The organism is Dactylosporangium maewongense (genome assembly GCF_039531485.1).
Taxonomy (GTDB): domain Bacteria; phylum Actinomycetota; class Actinomycetes; order Mycobacteriales; family Micromonosporaceae; genus Dactylosporangium; species Dactylosporangium maewongense.
In genome coordinates, this window is record NZ_BAAAQD010000015.1 from 233,789 (window position 1) to 258,682 (window position 24,894).

The following is a 24,894-nucleotide window of genomic DNA, read 5'->3' on the forward strand; positions in this document are numbered from 1 at the left end:
CTGGCTCCCTTCAGCCGGTGGTGGTGGGCGCGAGCGACCCGCTGACGACGGCGAGGACGGCGGCCTGGTGCCGGGTGAGGAAGAAGTGGCCGCCGTCGTACACGTGCAGCACCGTCGGCCCGGTCGTGTGCTCGCGCCAGGCGTCGGCCTCGTCGACGCTGACCTTCGGGTCGTCGTGCCCGGTGAACGCGGTGATCGGGCAGTGCAGCGGCTCGCCTGCGGTGTACACGTAGGTCTCGGCGGCCTTGTAGTCGTTGCGGACGACCGGTAGCAGCGAACGCACCAGTTCCTCGTCGTCGAAGACCCGGGCGTCGGTGCCGCTGAGCGACTTCATCTCGGCGATGATGCCGGCGTCGTCGCGGCGGTGGACCTGCTCGTCGCGGTTGCGCGACGGGGCGCGGCGGCCGGACACGAACAGGTGGACCGGTTCGAGCGACTTGGCGGTGAGCCGCCGCGCCACCTCGAACGCGACGGTGGCGCCCATGCTGTGCCCGAAGAGCGCGAACGGCCGGTCCAGCCACGGCAGCACCGCGTCGGTGCACTGCGCGGCGAGCGTGTCGAGGTCGTCGACGAGCGGCTCGTTGCGCCGTTCCTGCCGGCCCGGGTACTGCAGCGACAGCACCTCCACGCCGGGCCCGGCGTTCGCGGACACCGGCACGTAGAACGGCGCCGAGCTGCCGGCGTGCGGGAAGCACACCAGCCTCACCGGGGCGTCCGGCCGGGGGTGGTACCGGCGGACCCACAAGTCACTGGTCATCGTGAACCTCTCAGATCGTCGACCCACAGCCGCACCGCCTGGGCGGTCGAGCCGGCGTGGTGCTCCATCATCGTGAAGTGGTTGCCGGGCACGTCGATCGTCGTGTCCGCGTCCTGCCAGGAGGTCTGCCACTCGTGCCGGGCGTAGGGCCCGTCGGGGCCGTTGGCGACGATCGGCTCCGAGGAGCGCAGCAGCAGCGTGGGCGTGGCCAGCGGCGCGGGCCGCCAGCCGCCGAACAGGTCGAAGTACCAGCTCATCGCGGTCAGCCGGGCCGAGTCGAGGGTGGTGAAGAGGCCCTGCCGGTCGAACATGCCGTCGATGAGCTCGGCCTGGAACTTGGCCAGGGGCGAGTCCTCGGTCGCCGGGTACGTGTCGAGCAGGACCACGCCGGCGGCCGGGGCGCCGAGGTCGTGCAGGCGGGTCGCGGCGGCGTGCGCGAGCAGCCCGCCGCCGGAGGAGCCGAGCAGCACCACCGGCCGGTCGCCGACGCATTCGCGGACCAGCTCGGCCTGCATGTCGGTGACGGTCTCCCAGGTGGCGGGCAGGCGCTCGTCGGTGAGGAAGCCGGGCACCGACAGCGCCCACACGTCGTGGGTGTCGCGGAAGCTGGCGGCGAGCCGCGCGTACTGGTGGACGCCGGCGAGCGCGACGAACGAGCTGAAGCAGATCAGCACCGGCCGGTCGGCGGGACCGGACGTGAGCTTCACCGGCTGGAGCTCGCGGCCGAAGTCGGCGCGGGCCTTGAACGTGGGGCGCAGCGCGGCGGCGGCGCGCAGCAGCGCGTAGCCCTGGTCGACCTGGCCGTTGCGGCAGGCGTCGCGGAACATCGCCCCGATGCCGTCCTCCCGGCTCTCCTGGACCGGCTCCGCCTTGCGCACCACCACGCTGCCCAGCTGCCGCAGCAGGTGCGTGGTGAGCGCGGCCGGGGTCGGGTGGTCGAAGACGAGCGTCGGGGGCAGCCGCAGCGCGGTGGCGGCGCCGATCCGGTTGCGCAGCTCGACGGCGGTGAGCGAGTCGAAGCCCGCCTCCAGCAGGCTCTGACCCGGCGGGACGGCGTCGGGGGTGGTGAACCCGAGCACCGCGGCGACCTGGGCGCGGACGAAGTCGAGGACCAGGGTTTCGCGGCCTTCCGCGGTCTCGGCGGCGAGCCGCTCGGTCAGCGACACCCCGGCCGTGGTCCCCCGCCCGGCCGCCTTCCTCGCCGGTCCCCGCACGAGCCCGCGCAGCAGCGGCGCGACGGCGTCGCCCTTCAGCGCTTGCAGGTCCAGCAGCATCGGCACGGCGAGGGGTTCGGCGCGGCGCACGGCTGCGTCGAACAGGGCGAGGCCGCGGGCCGGGTCGAGGGGCAGCAGGCCGCCGCGGGACATGCGGCGCACGTCGGCGTCGGTCAGGTCGCTGGTCATGCCGCTCGCGGTGATCCAGGGACCCCAGGCGAGCGCGGTCGCGGGCAGGCCGCGGCCGGCCCGGCGCTGCGCCCACGCGTCGAGGTAGGCGTTCGCGGCGGCGTAGTTGCCCTGCCCGGCGCCGCCGATGAGCCCGGACACCGACGAGTACACCGCGAACACGGCCAGGTCGTGCCCGGCGGTCAGCTCGTCGAGGTGCGTGACGGCGTCGACCTTCGGCCGCAGCACCGCGGCCAGGCGGGCCGCGTCGAGACCGCCGACGGTGGCGTCGTCGAGGATGCCGGCGGTGTGCACGACCGCGGTCAGCGGCCGGTCGGCGGGCACCGACGCGATGAGCGCGGCGACCGCGTCCCGGTCGGCGACGTCGCAGGCGGCGATGGTCACGTCGGCGCCGAGCGCGGCGAGTTCGGCGCGCAGCTCGGCGGCGCCCGCGGCCTGTTCGCCGCTGCGGCTGGCCAGCAGCAGGTGCCGGATCCCGCTGGTCGCCAGGTGGCGGGCGACCTGCGCGCCGAGCCCGCCGGTCCCGCCGGTGACGAGCGCGGTGTGCTCGCCGCGCAGCGGGGCCGGGAAGGTGAGGACGACCTTCCCGATGTGCCGGGTCTGGCTGATGTACCGAAACGCGTCCCTGGCCCGGCGGATGTCCCAGGCGGTGACCGGCAGCGGCGTGAGGACCCCCTGCTCGAACATGGCGACGAGGTCGCGGAGCATCACGCCGATCCGGTCGGGGCCGGCCTCGATGAGGTCGAAGGCGCGGTAGTGCACGCCCGGGTGGGCGGCGGCGACCGCGTCGGCGTCGCGGACGTCGGTCTTGCCCATCTCCAGGAACCGGCCGCCGCGCGGCAGCAGCCGCAGCGACGCGTCGACGAACTCGCGGGCGAGCGCGTTGAGGACGACGTCGGCGCCGGTGCCGCCGGTCAGCTCCAGGAACTGCGGCTCGAAGGCCAGGGTCCGCGACGAGGCGAGGTGCGTGCCGTCGACGCCGAGCCCTCGCACGACCGGCCACTTGCCGGTGCTCGCGGTGGCGAGGACGTCGGCGCCGAGGTGCCGGGCGAGCTGGACGGCGGCCATGCCGACCCCGCCGGCGGCGGCGTGCACGAGGACCCGCTCCCCCGAGCGGAGACCGCCGAGGTCGACGAGGGCGTAGTACGCGGTGAGGAACACCAGCGGCACCGACGCCGCCTGCGCGTAGGACCAGCCGGCCGGGACGACGACGATCATGCGGTGGTCGGCGACGGCGACGGGCCCGAACGCGCCGGGGAACATGCCCATGACCCGGTCCCCGACGGCGAACCCGGTGACGCCGGGCCCGACCTCGGTGACGACGCCGGCGCCTTCCTGACCGAGGGAGCCGGCCTCGCCCGGGTACATGCCGAGGGCGTTGAGCACGTCGCGGAAGTTGACGCCGCCGGCCCGCACGGCGATGCGGACCTGGCCGGCGCGCAGCTCCCCGGCGGCCTCGCCGGCGGGCTCGCCGGTGAGGCCTTCGAGGGTGCCGTCCTCGCCGGGGGTGAGCCGCCACGGGCCCTCCGGCGGGGTGAGCTCCTCGGTGCCGTTGACGGTGGCGAGGCGCGGGATCCTGGCCGTGCCGCCCTGCAGGAGCAGCGCGGGTTCGCCGCTGTCGAGGGCGGCGGGCAGCGCCGCCATGGAGTCGGCGGAGGTGTCGAGGTCGACGAGGACGAAGTGTCCGGGGTTCTCCGACTGCGCGGACCGGACCAGGCCGTGCACGGCCGCGGCGGCGGGGTCGCGGACGTCGTCGCCGACGGCGTCGCGGGTGAGGAACACCAGCCGCGCCGCCCCGAACGCCGGGTTCTCCAGCCATTCCTGGACGTCCACGAGCGCCCGCGCCGTCAGCGCGTGGGCGGCGGCGACGGTGTCGGAGGTGCCGGCGCTGACGTGGAAGACGGTCGCGGGGATGCGGGCGCCGTTGTCGGCGGCGGCCGCGAGGGAGGCGAGGTCGGCGTAGGACTCCAGGTGCACCCCCGAGGCGTCCGCCGCGGCGCCGAAGCCCAGGCGGTCCTCGCCGACGACGGCCCAGCGCAGCGCCTGGGGTTCGGCGGCTGCCAGCCGCAGCGGCTGCCAGTTCAGGCGGAGCAGACCGTCCACGTTGGAGTGCGCGGGCGCGGTCGCGGCCAGTTCCCGCAGGGTCAGGGAGGCCACGGTCGCGACGGGGGCGCCGGCCGGATCGGCGACGGTCACCGACACCGCGTCGGCGCCGAGGGTCTGCAGCCGCACCCGCAGCCGGGTCGCGCCGGCGGCGTGGACGGTGACGCCGGTCCACGCGAACGGGAGCCGCCCGCGGTCGGTGCGACCGAGTCCGGTGAACGCGACCGCGTGCAGCGCCGCGTCGAGCAGCGCCGGGTGGACGGTGAACCGATCGGCGTCCTCGGCGGCGTCGCCGGGCAGCGCGACCTCGGCGTAGACGTCGTCGCCGACCCGCCACGCCGCTTCGAGGCCCTGGAAGACCGGGCCGTAGCGGAACCCGGCGACGGCGAGCCCGGCGTAGAACCCGTCCAGGTCGACCGGCTCCGCACCGGCCGGCGGCCATTGCGCCGCCGTCGTGGCGGCGTCCGGCTGACCGGTTGTGAGCACACCGGTGGCGTGCAGGGTCCACGGGTGGCCGCCGTCGGCGGGCCGGGCGTGGATCGTGACGGGCCGGGCGTCTGCGTCGCCTTCGGCCGGGTCGACCCGGACCTGCAGCTCCACCGCGCCGCGGTCGGGCAGGGTCAGCGGCGCGGCAAGGGTGAGCTCGTCGACGACCGGGCAGCCGACCTCGTCGCCGGCGCGCAGCGCGAGTTCGAGCAGCGCGGTGCCGGGGACGATGACCGCGCCGGGCAGGGCGTGGTCGGCGAGCCACGGGTGGGTGCGGGTCGACAGCCGGCCGGTGAGCACGACGGTGCCGGTGTCGGCGAGGGTGACGGCGGCGCCGAGCAGCGGGTGGTCGGCGGTCGCCAGGCCGGCGCCGGCGAGCCCGGCGGAGACGCCGGTGCCGGGGCGCGGCCAGAAGCGGGTGCGCTGGAACGCGTACGTGGGCAGGGCGGCGGGCACCGCGCCCGGAACCGTGAACGCGGCGGCACGGTCGAGGGCGACGCCTGCGGTGGCGAGCTGTGCGGCGCCGCGCAGGAACGCCTCGGTCTCCGGCTTGTCCCGGCGGGACAGCGCCACGCAGGTGGCGTCCTGCGGCAGGCCGTCCTGGGCCATGGCGGTCAGGACCGCGTCGGGGCCGACCTCGACGAAGCGGGTGTACCCGGCGGCGTGCAGGGCGGCGATCCCTTCGGCGAAGCGGACCGCGTCGCGGACGTGCCGGACCCAGTACCCGGGTTCGGTCAGGCCTCCGGCGGCGGCGAACGTGCCGGTGAGGTTGCTGATCACCGGCAGCCGCGGCGCGCTGTAGGTGACCGTGGCGGCGACCCGGGCGAACTCGGCGAGCATGCCGTCCATCCGGGGCGAGTGGAACGCGTGCGACACCCGCAGCCGCCGGGTGCGCCGACCGGCCCCGGCGAAGTGGGCGGCGATGCGTTCGGCGGCGGTCTCGTCGCCGGAGACGACGACGGCGCGCGGGCCGTTGACGGCGGCGATCCCGATGGTGTCGTCGAGCAGCGGCAGCACCTCGTCCTCGGTGGCCTGCAGCGCCACCATGGCGCCGCCGGCGGGCAGGGCCTGCATGAGCCCGGCGCGGGCGGCGACGAGGCGGCAGGCGTCGTCGAGGTCGAACACCCCGGCGACGTGCGCGGCGACGATCTCGCCGATGGAGTGGCCGATGAGCGCGTCGGCGCTCAGCCCGGCGGATTCCGCGAGGCGGTACATCGCCAGCTCGAACGCGAACAGCGCCGGTTGCGTGTAGCCGGTGCGGTCGAGGGCGTCGCCGCCGGTAAACGCGAGGTCCCGCAGTGGCCGGTCCAGGGCCAGGTCGAAGCGGGAGCAGGAGTCGTCGAACGCGGCGGCGAACACCGGGTAGGTGGCGTAGAGGTCCGCGCCCATGCCGTTGCGCTGGGCGCCCTGGCCAGTGAAGAGGATCGCGGTGCGGCCGGGACGCGCGGTGGCGGCACGCACGACGGCCGGGTGTCCCGTCCCGGCGGCGAGGGCCTGCAGTGCGGCGATGAGGGTTTCGGCGTCGGTACCGACGACGGCGGCGCGATCGGTGAGCAGCGCCCTGCCGGTGGCGAGGGTGGCGGCGACGTCGGCCGGGCGCAGGTGAGGGTGCCGGTCGAGGTGGTCGGCGAGCTGCCCCGCCTGTCCGGTGAGGGCGTCCTCGCCACGCGCCGACAGCAGCAGCGCGACCGGGCCGGCAGCCGGTGCCGGTACACCTGCCGCGGCCGCGACCTGTGGGGCCTCTTCGAGGATGAGGTGGCCGTTGGTGCCGCTGATCCCGAACGCGGACACACCGGCGCGGCGGGGTCCCTGGGCGGGCTGCCAGTCGGCGGTCTCGGTGACCAGGCGGACGGCGCCGGCGGTCCAGTCGACGTGGCTGGACGGCGTCGCGGCGTGCAGGGTCGGCGGCAGGGTCCGGTGCCGCAGCGCCTGGACGGCCTTGATGACCCCGGCGACGCCGGCGGCGGCCTGCGTGTGGCCGATGTTGGACTTGACGCTGCCGAGCCACAGTGGACGGTCCGCGGGCCGGTCCTGACCGTAGGTCGCGAGGAGCGCCTGCGCCTCGATCGGGTCGCCGAGGCTGGTGCCGGTGCCGTGCGCCTCGAGCAGGTCGACGTCGGCGGGGCGCAGCCCGGCGGTCGCGAGGACCTGCCGGATGAGCCGCTGCTGGGCGGGACCGTTCGGGGCGGTGAGCCCGTTGGAGGCGCCGTCCTGGTTGATCCCGGCGGCGCGGATGACGGCGAGGACGGTGTGGCCGTTGCGTTGCGCGTCGGAGAGCCGTTCGAGCAGGACCATGCCGGCGCCCTCGCCCCAGTTGGTGCCGTCGGCGTCGTCGGAGAACGCCTTGCACCGGCCGTCGGTGGCGAGCCCGCGCTGGCGGCTGAACGCGATGAACGACCCGGGCGTGGTCATGACGGTGACGCCGCCGGCGAGGGCGAGCTCGCATTCGCCGTTGCGCAGCGCCTGCGCGGCCCAGTGCATCGCGACGAGCGACGAGGAGCAGGCCGTGTCGACGGTGACGGCGGGGCCTTCGAGGCCGAGCGTGTAGGAGATCCGGCCGGACATGACGGCGGCGGTGTTGCCGGTGCCGACGTAGCCTTCGTCGAACGCGGACGCGGCGGCGAGGGTCGCGATGTAGTCCTGGCCGTTGGTGCCGGCGAACACGCCGACCCGTTCGCCGCGGACGGACAGCGGGTCGATGCCGGCGCGTTCGAACGCTTCCCACGCGACCTCGAGCAGCAGCCGCTGCTGGGGGTCCATGGTGAGCGCCTCGCGGGGGGAGATGCCGAAGAACTGCGGGTCGAATTCGGCGACGCCGTCCAGGAAGCCGCCTTCACGGACGTAGGAGGTGCCGGCGTGGTCGGGGTCCGGGTCGTAGATCCCGTCGAGGTCCCAGCCGCGGTCGGCGGGGAATCCGCTGACGGCGTCGCCGCCGCTGACGACGAGGTCCCACAGCGCTTCGGGGGTGCTGACGCCGCCGGGGAAGCGGCAGCTCATGCTCACGATCGCGATGGGTTCGTCGGTGTAGGCCGTGACTTCCTGCTTCGCCGCGACCGTGGTGCCGCCGAGCTCGGTCGCCAGGTGCGCGGCGAGCGCGGTCGCGGTCGGGTGGTCGAAGAGCAGGGTCGCCGGCAGTTTGAGGCCGGTGGCGGCGTTGAGCCGGTTGCGCAGCTCGACGGCGGTGAGCGAGTCGAAGCCGAGGTCGCGGAACGCCTGCTCGGCGTCGACGGCGTCGGCGCTGCTGTGCCCGAGCGCGGCGGCCGCCTCGGCGCGGACTATGCCGAGCAGCGTGGCGTGCCGGTCGGCGGGGCTCATCGCGGCGAGCTCGTCGCGGAAGGTGCCGTCCACCGGCGCGTCGGCGCTGTCCAGCGCCGCGACCTCGGGCAGGTCGCCGAGCAGCGGGCTGGGCCGCGAGCCGGTGAAGCCTGGCGCGAAGCGGGCCCAGTCGACGTCGGCGACGGTCAGCGTGGTCTCGTCGGCGTCCAGCGCCCCCTGCAGGGCACTGACGGCCAGCTGCGGGTCGAGGACGTGCAGGCCGCGGCGGCGCAGGAACTCCTCCGTGCCCTCCTCTGCGGTGACCATGCCGCCGCCGCCCCACGGGCCCCACGCGATCGCGGTGGCGGTGCGGCCGCGGGCCCGGCGGTGCTGGGCGATGCCGTCCAGGACGGCGTTGGCCGCGGCGTAGGCGGCCTGGCCGCCGCTGCCCCAGGTCGCGGAGATCGACGAGAACAGCACGAACGCGTCGAGGTCGCGGCCGTCGGTCAGCTCGTCGAGGTGGGCGGCACCACCGGCCTTCGGCGCGTGGATGGTGTCGAAGTCGGCCCTGGTCATGCCGTCCAGGACCTGCGACTGCGGCACACCCGCGGCGTGCACGACGACCCGCAGGTCCGGCAGCGTTTCCAGGAGCGCGGCGAGCGCGTCCCGGTCGGAGACGTCGCAGGCGGGGATGGTGACGCGGGCGCCGAGGGCTTCGAGTTCGGCGCGCAGCTCGGCGGCGCCGGGGGTGGCGTCGCCGCGGCGGCTGGTGAGCACGAGGTGGTCGGCGCCGCTCTTGGCGAGCCAGCGGGCGATGTGCGAGCCGAGCGCGCCGGTGCCGCCGGTGACGAGCGCGGTGCCGCGCGCCTTCCAGGCGGGCCCGCCGGCGGGGCGCTGAGCTGCTGGGGCGTGCGTGAGCCGGCGGGTGAAGACGCCGGAGCCGCGGACGGCGACCTGGTCCTCGTCGCCCGCCCCGGCCAGGACGGCGGCGAGGCGCTGGACGGTGCGGTCGTCGACGGTCTCGGGCAGGTCGATGAGGCCGCCCCAGCGTTGCGGGTATTCGAGGGCAGCGGCGCGGCCGAGGCCCCAGACGCCGGTGTGGACCGGGTCGCGCAGCGGGTCGGACGCGCCGATGGACACGGCTCCGCTGGTGAGCACCCACAGCTTCGCGTCGCCGCTCGTGCGGAGGAGCTCCGTCGTCCACTGGATGTCGTCGCCCTGCAGCGCGATGATGCCGGCGTACGTGCCGGCGGGGATCTCGGTGACCGGCTGCGCGGTGGCGCCGGCGGCGGTGAGCCCTGCGGCGATCCGGCCGGCGAGGGCCTCGGCGCCGTTGTGCAGGACCAGCCAGCTGCCGTCGAGGGCGGCGGTCTGGTCGAGGGCGGCGGGCCGCCAGCGGATCTGGTAGCGCCAGGTGTCCACTGTGGAGTGTTCGTCCTTGCGGCGCCGCCAGGCGGCGAGTGCCGGGACGAGCGGGCCGGCGTCGACGCCGAGCAGGTCGCTGAGGTCGCCGGCTTCGACGGCGGCCCAGAACGCGTGGTCGGCGTGCCCGGTCGCGGTGCCGGCCTTGGGCAGTTCGATGGTCGGCCAGTACTGCTTGTGCTGGAACGCGTAGGTGGGCACGGCCGTCTTGCGGCCGCCGTGCAGGAGCTTGGTCCAGTCGGGTGACCAGCCGGTGACGTGTGCCTGTGCCACGGCGGTGAGCAGGGTGGTGGCCTCGTCGCGGCCCTTGCGCATCGCCGGGGTGCCGTCGACCAGGGCGGACAGCACGCCGTCGGGGCCGACTTCCAGGAACCTCGTGACTGTTTTCAGTGATGCCACGGCATCGGCGAACCGGACCGTGCCGCGGACCTGCTGGACCCAGTACTCCGGGTCGGTGACGTCACCGGTGGAGGTGGTGGCGATCGGGATGACCGGCGGGTTGACCGTCACGGTCCGCAGGACGTCCCGGAACGCATCCAGCATCCCGTCCATCCGCGCGGAGTGGAACGCGTGGCTGACCCGCAGCCGCTTGGTCTTCTCGAACCTTGCCGCGACCTGCTCGACCGCACTCTCGTCGCCCGAGATCACGACCGCGTCCGGGCCGTTGACCGCGGCGATCTCGGCACCGTCGACCAGCGCTGCGCGGACCTGCTCCTCCGAGGCCTGGATCGCCACCATCGCGCCACCGGCCGGCAGCGCCTGCATGAGACGACCGCGAGCGGTCACCACCTTGCAGGCATCCTCAAGCGACCACACCCCCGCAACGTGCGCCGCCGCCAGCTCACCAATCGAATGACCGAGAAGGAAGTCCGGGCGCAACCCCCAGGACTCCAGCAACCGGTACACCGCGACCTCGACCGCAAACAGCGCAGGCTGCGTCCACTGCGTCTCATCCAGGTCGGCGCCCTCGACGTCCCGCAGCCCCTCGATGTGCGCGCACACCTCGTCATACGCCGCAGCGAACACCGGGAACGCCTCGTAGAGGCCGCGACCCATCCCTGACCACTGCGCACCCTGACCCGTGAACAGCATCGCGTTTCCGCCGCCGGCGGCGGCCTTGCCGCGGATCACGGCGTCGCCGAGCACGACGGCCCGGTGGTCGAACGTGGACCTGCCCGTCGCCAGGGAGAATCCAACGTCGGTTGGATTACCGGTGATTCCGCGCAGCCTGGCGACCTGGCCGTCGAGCGCGTGAGCGGTCCGCGCCGACACCGGCCACGGCACCGCCGGCAGCGCCGCCGCCGGGGCGGCCACCTCGGCGGGAGGCGCCTCCTCGAGGATGACGTGGGCGTTGGTGCCGCTCATCCCGAACGATGACACGCCCGCGCGGCGCGGCCGGTCGACCTCGGGCCACGGCCGGGTCTCGGTGAGCAGCTCGACGCTGCCCGCCGTCCAGTCGACGTGCGGGGACGGCTCGGTGACGTGCAGGGTCCGCGGCAGCGTCCCGTGCCGCAGCGCCTGGACCATCTTGATGACGCCGCCGACGCCGGCCGCCGCCTGCGGGTGGCCGATGTTCGACTTCAGCGACCCGAGCCACAGCGGCGCCTCGCGGTCCTGGCCGTAGGTCGCGAGGAGCGCCTGGGCCTCGATCGGGTCGCCGAGCGGGGTGCCGGTGCCGTGCGCCTCGACGGCGTCGACGTCGGCGGGTGCGAGGCGGGCGTTGGCGAGGGCGCGGCGGATGACCCGCTGCTGCGCGGGGCCGTTCGGGGCCGTCAGACCGTTGGAGGCGCCGTCCTGGTTGACGGCGCTGCCGCGGATGACGGCGAGGACGGTGTGCCCGTTGCGCCGCGCGTCGCTGAGCCGTTCGAGGAGCACCATGCCGGCACCCTCGGACCAGCTGGCGCCGTCGGCGGCGGCGGAGAACGGCTTGCACCGCCCGTCGGGGGCGAGGGCCCGCTGCCGGCTGTAGTCGATGAGCGACACAGGTGTCGACATAACGGTGACGCCGCCGGCGAGGGCGAGGGTGCAGTCGCCGGCGCGCAGCGACTGGATCGCCCAGTGCAGCGCGACCAGCGACGACGAGCACGCGGTGTCCACCGACACGGCGGGTCCTTCGAGCCCGAACGTGTACGCGATCCGGCCGGACAGGACGCTGAACGAGTTGCCGCTGCCGATCAGGCCCTCCGCGGACTCCTTCGCGAGCATCAGCAGGCCGACGTAGTCCTGGTAGGTGACGCCGGCGAACACGCCGGTCAGGCTGCCGCGCAGCGACACCGGGTCGATGCCGGCGTGCTCGACGGCCTCCCACGAGGTCTCCAGCAGCAGCCGGTGCTGCGGGTCCATGGCGAGCGCCTCACGGGGCGAGATGCCGAAGAACGCGGGGTCGAAGTCGCCGGCGTCGTGCAGGAATCCACCGCCCTGCGCGTAGCAGGTGCCGGGCGCGTCGGGGTCGGGGTTGTAGAGCGCCTCGACGTCCCAGCCGCGGTTCGTCGGGAACGGGGTGATGGCGTCGCCGCCGGCCACGACGAGGTTCCACAGGTCGTCGGCGCTGTTGACGTCGCCCGGGTAGCGGCACGCCATGCCGACGATCGCGATCGGCTCGTCGACCGTCGCGGACACCGTCTCCGGCTCGGCGGCCTCCTCCGGCAGGCCGAGCAGCTCCTGCCGCAGGTGCGCGGCGACGGCGGCCGGGGTCGGCTGGTCGAAGACGAGCGTGGCGGGCAGCCGGACCCCGCTGGCTTCGGTGAGGGCGTTGCGCAGTTCGACGGCGGTGAGGGAGTTGACGCCGAGGTTCTTGAACGGCTGGTCTGCCTCGACGGCGCTCGCGTCGGCGTGGCCGAGGACGGTGGCGGTGCGTTCGCGGACCAGGTCGGTGAGGAGCGTGCGCTGGTCGGCCTCAGAGAGGCCGGCGAGCCGTTGTCCGAGGGCGTTCCCGGCCGGTGCCGTGGCGGCCGTCCTTCTGCGGGCCGTGGCTGCTCCTGTTCGCTGTTGCGGCGTCGGTACCGCCACCGCCGGCTCGACGGTCGGGGCCTTGCCGGTCGGGGCCTCGACCGTCGGGGCCTTGCCGGTCGGGGCCTCGACCGTCGGGGCCTTGCCGGTCGGGGCCTTGCCGGTCGGCCGCATCACGAGCGCGTCGACGGAGACGACCGGGGCGCCGGTCGGGTCGGCGGCCAGGATGGTGACGGCGCCCGGGCGACCCGTCGGGGTGAGGCGCACCCGCAGCCGCTGGGCGCCGGTGGCGTGGAGCGTGAACCCGTTCCACGCGAACGGCAGCAGGTCACCGTCGAGGCCCGGCAGCACGCCGAGGGCGAGACCGTGCAGGGCCGCGTCGAGCAGCGCGGGGCGCAGCCAGAACTCGTCGTCGCCGGGCTGCGGCTCGACGTCGACCTCGGCGTAGAGGCTGTCTCCGGACCGCCACGCGGCGCGCAGCCCCTGGAACGCCGGGCCGTAGGCGAATCCCGCCTCCTCCCACCGCTCGTACAGCGAGTCCACGGCGACGGGCTCCGCGCCCGCCGGCGGCCACTGCGTCAGCTGCTCTCCCGCGGGCGCCGAGCTGGTGGAGGCGCTGCCGTGGGCGTGCCTGGTCCAGGGCCCGTCGTCGGCGCGGCTGAACACCGTGACCGGCCGGGCGCCGAGCCGGTCGAGATCGCCGACCGCGACCTGCAGCTCCACCGTCCCGGATCCGGGGACCGGCAGGGACGCCTCGAGGACGAGCTCGTCGAGGCGGTCGCAGCCGGCCTCGTCGGCGGCGCGCACGGCGAGGTCGACGAGGACGGCGCCGGGCACGTACGCGACGCCGTGGACGACGTGCTGGGCCAGCCACGGGTGCCGGTGGACGGAGGCCTTGCCGGTGACGAGGATCCCGTCGCCGCCGGCGACCGGGACGACCGTCGTCAGCAGCGGGTGCCCGATGCCGGGCCCGCCCCGCTCGGGGGTGTCGAGCCAGTACCGCTGCCGCTGGAACGCGTACGTCGGCAGGTCGACGCGGCGCCCGCCGGCCAGGAGCCGCGTCCAGTCCGGCGACCAGCCGGTGACGTGGGCGCGAGCGACGGCGGTCATGAGGGTGACGACCTCGTCGCGGTCCTTCCGCATGGCGGGGATCCCGTCGACCATCGCCGACAGCACCCCGTCCGGGCCGACCTCCAGGAACCTGGTCACGCCCTTCGCCTTCAGGCTGTCGACTGCGTCGGCGAAGCGGACCGTCCCGCGGACCTGCGCGACCCAGTACTCCGGGTCGGTCACGTCGCCGGTGGACGTGGTCGCGATCGGAATCCAAGGCTTGTTGAATTCCACAGTGGCCAGGACCTCGCGGAACGCGTCGAGCATCCCGTCCATGCGTGCCGAATGGAACGCGTGACTCACCTTCAGCCGGCGCGTCTTGGCGAACCCTTGCGCCACCGCCTCGACCGCGCTCTCGTCGCCGGAGACCACGACCGCGTCCGGCCCGTTGACCGCGGCGATCTCGGCACCGTCGACCAGAGCCGCGCGGACCTGCTCCTCGGAAGCCTGGATCGCCACCATGGCGCCACCGGATGGCAGCGCCTGCATGAGGCGGCCGCGAGCCTCCACCACCTTGCAGGCGTCCTCCAGAGACCAGACCCCGGCAACGTGGGCGGCGGCCAGCTCACCGATCGAATGACCGAGGAGGTGATCGGGGCGCAGACCCCAGGACTCCAGCAGCCGGTACACCGCGACCTCGACCGCGAACAGGGCAGGCTGCGTCCACTGCGTCTCATCGAGCCGTGCATCGTCCACCTCGACGTGGGCGCGCACCTCGTCATACGCCGCGGCGAACACCGGGAACGCCTGGTACAGGCCGCGGCCCATCCCCGACCACTGCGCACCCTGACCGGTGAACAGCATCGCGTTGCCGCCGTCGCGGGCCCGGCCGCGGATCACCGTGTCGCCGAGCAGCACCGCCCGGTGCTCGAACATCGACCGGCCGGTGGCGAGGGAGTAGCCGACGTCGAGCGGGTCGAGGTCGGCGACCGTGCGCAGCCGGTCCAGCTGGGCGTCGAGAGCGTCCGCGGTGTGCGCCGCAACGGGCAGTGGCACCAGGGGCACCAGGGGCACGACCGGCAGCGGCGGGCCGGCCGGCTCATCCGCCGCCGGTGCCTGCTCGACTGCCTGCTCGATGATGACGTGGGCGTTGGTGCCGCTGACGCCGAACGCGGACACGCCGGCGCGGCGCGGCCGGTCCACGGCGGGCCAGTCGCGGGCCTCGGTGAGCAGCTCGACCGCCCCCTCGGACCAGTCGACCTTGCTGGACGGGGCGTTGACGTGCAGCGTGCGGGGCAGGACGCCGTGCCGCAGCGCCATGACGGTCTTGATGACCCCGGCGACGCCGGCGGCGGCCTGGGTGTGGCCGATGTTCGACTTCAGCGACCCGAGCCACAGCGGGGTCTGCCGGTCCGCGCCGTAGGTGGCGAGGAGCGCCTGCGCCTCGATGGGGTCGCCGAGGCTGGTGCCGGTGCCGTGTGCCTCGACCGCGTCGACGTCGGCGGGGCGCACGCCGGCGTCGGCGAGCGCGGCTCGGATGACCCGCTGCTGCGCGGGACCGTTCGGGGCCGTCAGACCGTTGGAGGCGCCGTCCTGGTTGACCGCACTTCCGCGAACGACGGCCAGGACGGGGTGTCCGTTCGCCACGGCGTCGGAGAGCCGCTCGACCAGCAGGAGGCCGGCGCCCTCGCCCCAGCCGGTGCCGTCGGCGTCGTCGGAGAACGCCCGGCAGCGGCCCTGCGCGGCGAGGCCGCCCTGCCGGCTGAACTCGGCGAACACGCCAGGGGTCGCCATGACCGTCACGCCGCCGGCGACGGCGAGCGTGCACTCGCCGCGGCGCAGCGCCTGCACGGCCAGGTGCAGCGCCACCAGCGACGACGAGCACGCGGTGTCGATCGTGACGGCCGGTCCTTCGAGCCCGTACGTGTAGGAGAGCCGGCCGGACAGGACACTGCCCGAGTTGCCGGTGAGCAGGTGGCCGGCGAGCTCGTCGGGGACCGTGGTGAGGTTCGACGCGTACCCGGACGGCGACGCCCCGACGAACACGCCGGTGCCGCTGCCTGTGAGCGACGCGGGGTCGATCCCGGCGCGTTCGAACAGCTCCCACGACGTCTCCAGCAGCAGCCGCTGCTGCGGGTCCATCGCCAGGGCTTCACGCGGCGAGATGTTGAACAGCCCGGCGTCGAAGAGGGCGGCGGTGTCGAGGAACCCGCCCTCGGTGGTGGTGCTGTGGCCTTCGTGCCCCGGCCCGTACAGGCCGGCGACGTCCCACCCGCGGTCGCCTGGCATGCCGGCGACGGCGTCGGTGCCGTCGACGACCAGCCGCCAGAGGCTCTCGGCGTCGCTGACGCCGCCGGGGAAGCGGCAGCTCATGGCGACGATCGCGATCGGCTCGTCGGTCGGGCCGCTCGTGACGTTGGCGATGGCGGTCTCGCCGATCCCGTCCGGCTGCAGGACGGTGGCGAGGTGGCGGGCGACGGCACGGGCGGTCGGGTGGTCGAAGACGAGGGTCATCGGCAGCCGCAGCCCGGTCGCCGCGCCGAGCCGGTTGCGCAGCTCGACGGCGGTGAGGGAGTCGAAGCCGAGCTCCCGGAACGGGCGGCCCGCCTCGAGGTCGCCCGCTCCGCCGAGCCGCAGGACGGCGGCGGCCTCGGCCCGGACCAGGTCGAGCAGCAGGGCGTCGCGTTCCGTGGCGGTCAGCGGCGCGAGCCGGTCCCGCAGTGCCGCGTTCCCGTCGGTGGCGGCGGCTGCTGTACCGGCGGCCGTCAGCTCGGCGACGCCGGGCAGGTCGCCCAGCAGCGGGCTGGGTCGCGCGGCGGTGAACGCGGGCACGAACCGGGTCCAGTCGATGTCGGCGACCGTGATGACGGCGTCGCGGCCCGCGGCGGCACCGGCGAGCGCGGCCAGGGCCGTCTCCGGCGGCATCGGCCGGATCCCCCGGCGGAGCAGGGCGTCGCGGCTGGCGTCGTCGGCGGCCATGCCGCTGCCGGCCCACGCGCCCCACTGGACGGCGGTCGCGGCGAGGCCACGGGCCCGGCGGTCCTCGGCGACGGCGTCGAGGACGGCGTTGCCGGCGGCGTACGCGGCCTGTCCCCCGCTGCCCCAGGCGGCCGCGATCGAGGAGAACAGCACGAACGCGTCGAGGTCCCGGCCGGCGAGGAGTTCGTCAAGGTGCTGCGCCCCGGCGGCCTTCCCGGCGTAGACGGCGGCGAAGCCTCCGAGGTCCATGTCCGGCAGCGCCTGCGACTGCGGCAGCCCGGCGGCGTGCACGACGGCCCTGATCGGTCCAGCCACGCCAGTACCGGCGACGCTTGTGTTGACGGCGCTTGTGCTGATGGCGCTAGTGCTGCCTCCGTCTGTGCTGCCGACGCCTGTGCTGATCGCGCTCGTGCTGCCGGCTGCCGTGCTGTCGGCGCTGGTGCTGCCGACGGCCGCGCTGTCGGCGGCGGTCAGGGTCGCTTCGACCTCGGTGAGCATGGTGGCGACGGCGTCGCGGTCGGCGAGGTCGCAGGCGACGATCGTGACGCCCACGCCGAGGGCGGTCAGCTCCGCACGGAGTTCGTCGGCGCCGGGGGCGTCCGGGCCGCGGCGGCCGGCGAGGACGAGGTGGGTGGCGCCGCGGCCCGCCAGCCAGCGGGCGACGCGGCCGCCGAGCGCGCCGGTGCCGCCGGTGACCAGGACGGTGCCGGAGGGCTGCCAGTCGCCGACGGCGTCGGTGGGCGGCGCGGCGACGAGGCGCCGGCCGAAGACACCGCCCGGCCGGATCGCGACCTGGTCCTCGTCGCCGCCGCCGGTGAGCACGGCGGCGAGCCTGCGCAGCGCCGCGTCGTCGAGGCCGTCCGGCGGCGTGCCGCCGGTCTCGGCGGGCGTGGGTGCCGGGTTCGCGGGCAGGTCGACGAGGCCGCCCCAGCGGCCGGGGTGTTCCAGGCCGATGACGCGGCCGAGACCCCAGACGGCCGCCTGCGCCACGGCGCGGAGCGGGTCGCCCGGGCCGGTCGAGACCGCGCCGGCGGTGACGCACCACAGCGGGGCGTCGACGGCGAGGTCGCCGAGGACCTGGGCGAGCAGCAGCGTCGCGGCGGTCCCGGCGGTGACGTGCGGCTGGTCCGGGTGGGGCCGTTCGTCGAGGGCGAGGAGCGACAGGATGCCGGCGGTTGCCGGTACCGACGCCAACGCCGCGGCAAGAGCGCTGCGGTCCACAGTGGCGGCGTCGACGGTCACCGGCATGACGTCGAGTCCGAGCCGGCCGAACCCGTCGGTCGCGGTGTGCCCCGCCGGGATCAGTGCCAGCCAAGGGCCCGATGCCTTCGGGGCGGGCGGCTCGAAGGGCTTCCACGTCGTGCGGAGCCGCCAGCCCGCGATCGCGGCGCCGGTGCGCTGCTCGGCGTGCCAGGCGGTGAGGGCGGGCAGCAGCGGCCCGAGCGTCTCGGGCTCGACGCGCAGCGTGGTGGCGAGGCCTTCGAGGTCTGCGTGTTCGACGGCGTCCCAGAAGCGGCCGTCGAGCGTGCCCGCCGGGGGCGTGACGGGCTTGAGGGTGGGCCAGTAGCGGGTGTGCTGGAAGGCGTACGTGGGCAGTTCGACGGTCCGGGCGCCGCTGCCGGCGAAGACCGCGCTCCAGTCGACCGTGCCGCCGCCGGCCCACAGCTGGGCGAGGGCGGTGAGGAAGCGGCCCGACCCGCCGTCGTCGCGGCGCAGCGTGCCGGTGACGACCGCCTCGGACCCGGCGCTGTCGAGGGTCTCCTGGACCCCGACGGTCACCACGGGGTGCGGGCTGACCTCGACGAACGCGGTGAACCCCGCGCCGGCGAGGGCGCGGATGGCGGGTTCGAACTCCACGGTCTGCCGCAGGTTCGTGAACCAGTATGCCGCCGAGCCGGGCACGACGTCGCCCGCGCCGGCGACCGTCGAGTGGAACGGGATGCGCGGCTCGGTGGGTGTCACCGGGGCGAGCACGTCGAGCAGCGTGTCGCGGATCGCCTCGACGTGCGCGGAGTGCGAGGCGTAGTCGACGTCGATGCGGCGGGCCCGCACGTCGTCGGCCGCGCAGGCGGCCAGCAGCTCGCCGATCGCGTCGACGTCGCCGGACACGACGACCGAGGTGGGTCCGTTGACCGCGGCGACCGACAGCCGCCCGGGCCAGGCGGCGATGCGGCGCTGGACCTCCTCGACGGGCGCGGACACCGACATCATGCCGCCGTGCCCCGCCAGGTCCAGCAGGGCTTGGCTGCGCAGCGCGACGACGCGGGCCGCGTCGGGCAGCGTGAGGAGCCCGGCGACGCAGGCGGCGGCGATCTCGCCCTGGCTGTGGCCGACGACGGCCGCCGGCTCGACGCCGTGTGCGCGCCACAGTTCGGCGAGGGAGACCATGACGGCGAACAGGACCGGCTGGACGACGTCGACCCGGTCGAGGGACGGCGCGCCGGGGTTGCCGCGCAGCACGTCGGTGAGCCGCCAGTCGACGAACGGCTGGAGTGCCTCCTCGCAGCGGCCGATGTGGTCCCGGAACACGGGCGCGGTGTCGAGGAGGTCGACGGCCATGCCGGCCCACTGCGAGCCCTGCCCGGGGAACAGGAACGCGACCTTCCCCGCCGGTGTGGCGTGGCCTGTCACGGCGCCGGTGGTGGGCGTGCCGTGGGCGAGGTCGGTGAGGTGTCGCAGCAGCGTGTCGCGGTCGGGACCGGTGACGACGGCGCGGTGCGGGAGGGCGCCGCGGGCGGTGGCGAGGCTGTGCCCGACGTCGGTGGCGCCGAGTTCCGGGTGTTCGCTGATGTACGTGTGGAGCCGCTCCGCCTGGCCGCGGAGCCCACCGGCGGATCGGGCGGACAGCAGCCACGGCACCGCCGGCAGGTCCACCGTGGACTGATCTTGCTGCGGGGCCTGTTCCGGCGCCTGTTCTGGGGCCTGCTCGAGGATGACGTGAGCGTTGGTGCCGGACACGCCGAACGACGACACCCCGGCGCGGCGCGGGCGGCCGGTCTCCGGCCACGCGACCGCCTCGCGCAGCAGCTCGACCCGACCGGCGGACCAGTCCACGTGGGAGGAGGGGTTGGTGACGTGCAGGGTGCGGGGCAGCGTCTGGTGTTGCAGGGCGAGGACCATCTTCATGATCCCGGCGACGCCGGCGGCGGCCTGGGTGTGGCCGAGGTTCGACTTCACCGATCCCAGCCACAGCGGCGCCTGCCGGCCCTGCCCGTAGGTGGCGAGGAGCGCCTGCGCCTCGATCGGGTCGCCGAGGCTCGTGCCGGTGCCGTGTGCCTCGACGGCGTCCACGTCGGACGGCTGGAGGTCCGCGGCGGCGAGCGCGGCCCGGATCACTCGCTGCTGCGACGGGCCGTTCGGGGCCGTCAGACCGTTGGACGCGCCGTCCTGGTTGACCGCACTGCCGCGAACGACGGCCAGGACCGGGTGGCCGTTGGCGACGGCGTCGGAGAGCCGTTCGACCAGTAGGAGGCCGACGCCCTCGCCCCAGCCGGTGCCGTCGGCGTCGTCGGAGAACGCCTTGCAGCGGCCGTCGACGGACAGGCCGCGCTGGCGGGAGAACTCGACGAACAGGCCGGGCGTGGACATGACGGTGACGCCGCCGGCGAGGGCCATGCCGCACTCGCCGCGGTGCAACGCCTGGACGGCGAGGTGCAGCGCGACGAGCGACGCGGAGCAGGCGGTGTCGACGGTGACCGCGGGTCCTTCGAGCCCGAACGTGTAGGAGAGCCGTCCGGAGACGACGCTGGCGGCGTTGCCGGTGCCCTGGTAGCCCTCGACGTTCTCGGTGGCGTGGGCGAGGACGGCGCCGTAGTCCTGGCCGTTGGTGCCGACGAACACGCCGGTGGCGGTCCCGCGCAGCGAGGCGGGGTCGATCCCGGCGCGTTCGAACAGCTCCCACGACGTCTCCAGCAGCAGCCGCTGCTGCGGGTCCATGGCGAGAGCCTCGCGCGGGGAGATGCCGAAGAACCCGGCGTCGAACCCGGCGACCCCGGGCAGGAACGCGCCTGCGCGCGTGTACGAGGTGCCGGTCCGCTCCGGGTCGGGGTCGAAGAGGCTGTCGAGGTCCCAGCCGCGGTCGGCGGGGAACTCCCCCATCGCGTCGCGGCCGTCGGCGAGCAGCTCCCACAGGGTCTCCGGGGAGGTGACGCCGCCGGGGAACCGGCCGGCCATGGCGACGATCGCGATCGGCTCGTCGGTGCGGGTGGCCGCGGCGGGCTTTGCTGCGGCCGGGTCGGCACCGACGAGGGTGTCGAAGAGGTGCTGGGCGAGCACCTCGGGTGTCGGGTAGTCGAACACCAGCGTCGACGGCAGGCTGAGCCCGGTGGCACTGCCGATCGCGTTGCGGAGCTCGACCGCGGTCAGCGAGTCGAACCCGAGGTCGCGGAACGCCCGGTCGACGCCGACGGCGCCGGTGCCGGCGTGGCCGAGGACGGCGGCGGCGCGTTCCCTGACGAGGTCGAGCAGCATCGCCCGCCGTTCGGCCGCGGGCAGCGCGGCGAGCGGCGACGCCGCCTCGGCGGTGCTGTCGCGGGCGGGGGCCAGGCCGGCGATGAGGGGTGCGGGCCGGTTGGCCGTGAACGCGGGCGCGAACGTGTCCCAGTCGATGTCGGCGACGACGAGCGTGGCGTCGGCTCCGGTACGGGCGAGCGCGGTGACGGCGGTGGCGGGGTGCATCGGGCGTACGCCGCCGCGGCGGTGCCGCTCGCCGAGGTCCCCCGCCATGCCGGCGCCGGCCCAGCTGCCCCAGGCGATGGAGACGGCGGGGAGCCCGGCGGCGCGGCGCTGCTCGGCGATCGCGTCGAGGGCGGCGTTCGCGGCGGCGTAGTTGCCCTGACCCGCCGACCCAACCGAACCAGCGAACGACGAGAACAGCACGAACGCGTCCAGCGACAGACCCCGGGTGGCCGCGTCAAGGTGGCGGGCGCCGTCGACCTTCGCCGCCATCACCGTCGCGATCCGCTCCGGCGTAAGGGCGTCGACGGTCCCGTCGTCCAGGACGCCGGCGGCGTGGATGACCGCGTTCGGCGTGAACCGGGCGACCAGGTCGGCGACAGCGACGGGATCGGTGACGTCAGCGGCAACAACCTCGACACCGTCCACCTGTACAGCGTCAGAGCCGCGGCGACTGACCAGCACAACCCTCGACGCGCCCTCCGCGGACAGCCACCTCGCGACGTGCCCGCCCAGGGCACCGGTACCACCCGTGACCAGCACCGTCCCGGATGGGCGCCACCCTTGCGTCGCGGCGGCCCTGGTGAGGCGCCGACCGTGACCGATGCCCGACCGGATGGTGACCTGGTCCTCGGTGCCGGTCAGGACGCCCGGCAGCAGCGACAGGTCGGCGTCGCCGTCGAGGTCGACGAGGCCGCCCCACCGGTCCGGGTGCTCCAGGGCGACGACCCGGCCGAGGCCCCACACGGCGCGCTGGGCCGGGTCGGTGGCCGCGCCTCGGGTCAGGCACCACAGCGGGCCTTTGTCGCCGAGCGACTGCACGATGGTGAGCGCCTCAGCCGCGTCGGCGGGCAGTGCCACCACACCCTCGAACGAGCCGTCAGGGAGACCGCTGTGAACGGCGGGCACGGTGACCGTGTCGGCGCCCGCCGCCGCCAGAGCCGCCACGACCGCATCGGAGCCGCCACCGACCACGAGCCACGTGCCGGTGAGCGTCGCTTCGCGGTGCGGCAGCGGCACCCACTCCTGGCGATACAACCACTCGTCCACAGTGGACTTCCGGTGTCGCCACCTGGTGAGGGCGTCGAGGTCGCCGGACTCGACGGCGTTCCAGAACTCGGCGTCGACCTGGATGCTCCGGCGGACGGTCGGCCAGTACCGCTGCCGCTGGAACGGGTATGTGGGCAGGTCGACGCGGCGTCCCCCGGCGAGCAGCTGGGTCCAGTCGGGTGACCAGCCGGTGACATGGGCGCGGGCGACGGCGGTCATCAGCGTGAACGGCTCGTCGCGGCCCTTGCGCATGGCGGGGATCCCGTCGACCATCGCCGACAGCACCCCGTCCGGGCCGACCTCCAGGAACCTCGTGACACCCTGCTGCTTGAGACGCTCGGCGGCGTCGGCGAACCGGACCGTCCCGCGGACCTGCCTGACCCAGTACTCCGGGTCGGTGACATCACCGGTCGACGTGGTCGCGATCGGAATCCCCGGCTTGTTGAATTTCACGGTGGCCAGGACCTCGCGGAACGCGTCGAGCATCCCGTCCATGCGTGCCGAATGGAACGCGTGACTCACCTTCAGCCGGCGCGTCTTGGCGAACCCATTGGCTACCGCTGCGACGGCTTCCTCGTCACCGGACACGACCACGGCGTCCGGGCCGTTGACGGCGGCCAGCGAAACACCGTCGACCAGCGCCGCGCGGACCTGCTCCTCCGAAGCCTGGATCGCCACCATCGCGCCACCCGTCGGCAGCGCCTGCATCAACCAGCCCCGCGCTTCGACCACCTTGCAGGCGTCCTCCAGGGACCACACCCCCGCAACATGCGCCGCGGCCAACTCACCGATCGAATGACCGAGCAGGAAGTCGGGGCGCAGACCCCACGACTCCAGCAACCGGTACACCGCGACCTCAACCGCGAACAACGCCGGCTGCGTCCACTGCGTCTCATCCAGCCGCGCATCATCCACCTCGACGAGCGCGCACACCTCGTCATACGCCGCGGCGAACACCGGGAACGCCTCGTAGAGACCGCGACCCATCCCCGACCACTGCGCACCCTGACCGGTGAACAGCATCGCGTTTCCGCCGGCGGTGACCTGCCCGCGGATGACCGCGTCGTCCAGCAGGACGGCCCGGTGATCGAGTGCGGACCGGCCGGTGGCGAGGGAGTGGCCGACGTCGACGGGGTCGAGTCCTGCCACGGTCCGCAGCCGGTCGACCTGTGCGTCGAGGGCGTCGGCGGTGTGCCCGGAGAGCGGCCACGGTACCACCGGCAGCGACGGCGGAGCGTCGGCCGGGACTGGTGCGGGCGCCTGCTCCAGGATCACGTGGGCGTTCGTGCCGGAGACACCGAACGACGACACCCCGGCGCGGCGCGGGCGGTCGGTGTCCGGCCAGGCCCGGGCCTCGGTGAGCAGCCGAACCTCGCCCGTGGACCAGTCCACGTGGGACGAGGGGGCGGTGACGTGGAGGGTGCGGGGCAAGGCGCCGTGCTGGAGCGCGAGGACCATCTTGATGATCCCGGCGACGCCGGCGGCGGCCTGGGTGTGGCCGAGGTTGGACTTCACCGACCCGAGCCACAGCGGCTCGTCGCGGCCCTGCCCGTAGGTGGCGAGCAGCGCCTGCGCCTCGATCGGGTCGCCGAGGCTCGTGCCGGTGCCGTGCGCCTCGACGACGTCGACCTCGGTGGCGGCTACCCCGGCGGCGGCGAGCGCGGCGCGGATGACCCGCTGCTGCGCGGGACCGTTCGGGGCCGTCAGACCGTTGGAGGCGCCGTCCTGGTTGACGGCGGAGCCGCGCACGACGGCGAGGACCGGGTGGCCGTTGGCGACGGCGTCCGACAGCCGCTCCAGGAGCAGGACGCCGACGCCCTCGCCCCAGCCGGTGCCGTCGGCGTCGTCGGAGAACGCCTTGCAGCGGCCGTCGACGGACAGGCCGCGCTGCCGGGAGAACTCGACGAACACGCCCGGGGTCGACATGACGGTGACGCCGCCGGCCAGGGCGAGCCGGCACTCGCCGCGGCGCAGCGCCTGCGTCGCCAGGTGCACGGCGACGAGCGACGCGGAGCACGCGGTGTCGACGGTGACCGCGGGACCTTCGAGCCCGAACGTGTACGACAGCCGCCCGGAGACGACGCTGGCGGCGTTGCCGGTGCCGAGGTAGCCCCCGACGTTCTCCTCGGCGTGGGTGAGGAGGTTCAGGTACTCCTGGCCGTTGGTGCCGACGAACACGCCGGTGGCGGTGCCGCGCATGGCCCGCGGGTCGAGGCCTGCGCGTTCGAACACCTCCCACGATGTCTCCAGCAGCAGTCGCTGCTGCGGGTCCATCGCCAGGGCCTCGCGCGGCGAGATGCCGAAGAGCGCGGCGTCGAACCCGGCGGCGTCGTCCAGGAACCCGCCGACCCGGGTGTAGGTGCTGCCCGGCCGGTCGGGGTCGTCGTCGAAGAGCGCGTCGAGGTCCCAGCCACGGTCGGCCGGGAAGTCACCGATCGCGTCCCGGCCGTCCACCAGCAGCTGCCACAGGTCCTGCGGCGACGCGACGCCTCCGGGGAACCGGCAGCCCATCGCCACGATCGCGATGGGCTCCTGCTGTGCGGCTTCCAGCTCCCGCAGCCGCAACCGGGTCTGGTGGAGGTCTCCGGTCACCCATTTCAGATAGTCCCGGAGTTTGTCCTCGTTCATGACAACCCCACCCGTCGCCCCGGGCTCACCTCATGACCGACCGAGTTCCTCGTGGATGAACGAGAAGAGCTCGTCGTCCGTCGCCGCGTCGAACCGCAGTGAGGTGGCCGATTCTGATTCCGTCGTGCGCGCCTTGTC

2 protein-coding genes are annotated in these 24,894 nt (G+C 74.7%); both read right to left on the minus strand.

Going from position 1 to position 24,894, the window contains the following annotated elements; all coding sequences use genetic code 11:
• Positions 1 to 10 precede the first annotated feature (10 nt).
• Positions 11 to 757, minus strand: a complete 747-nt coding sequence (locus tag ABD332_RS34320) for a thioesterase II family protein (RefSeq protein WP_344506611.1) — start codon at positions 755 to 757, stop codon at positions 11 to 13.
• Positions 754 to 24,756, minus strand: coding sequence for a type I polyketide synthase (locus ABD332_RS34325; RefSeq protein WP_344506613.1), 24,003 nt, complete (start codon positions 24,754 to 24,756; stop codon positions 754 to 756). The genes ABD332_RS34320 and ABD332_RS34325 overlap by 4 nt, the downstream gene beginning before the upstream one ends.
• Positions 24,757 to 24,894 lie beyond the last annotated feature (138 nt).

Bases quoted from the DNA above. Each gene is read 5' to 3' on its own strand.
- ABD332_RS34320 (WP_344506611.1), bottom strand. From the start codon at position 757: ATGACCAGTGACTTGTGGGTCCGCCGGTACCACCCCCGGCCGGACGCC.
- ABD332_RS34325 (WP_344506613.1), bottom strand. From the start codon at position 24,756: ATGAACGAGGACAAACTCCGGGACTATCTGAAATGGGTGACCGGAGAC.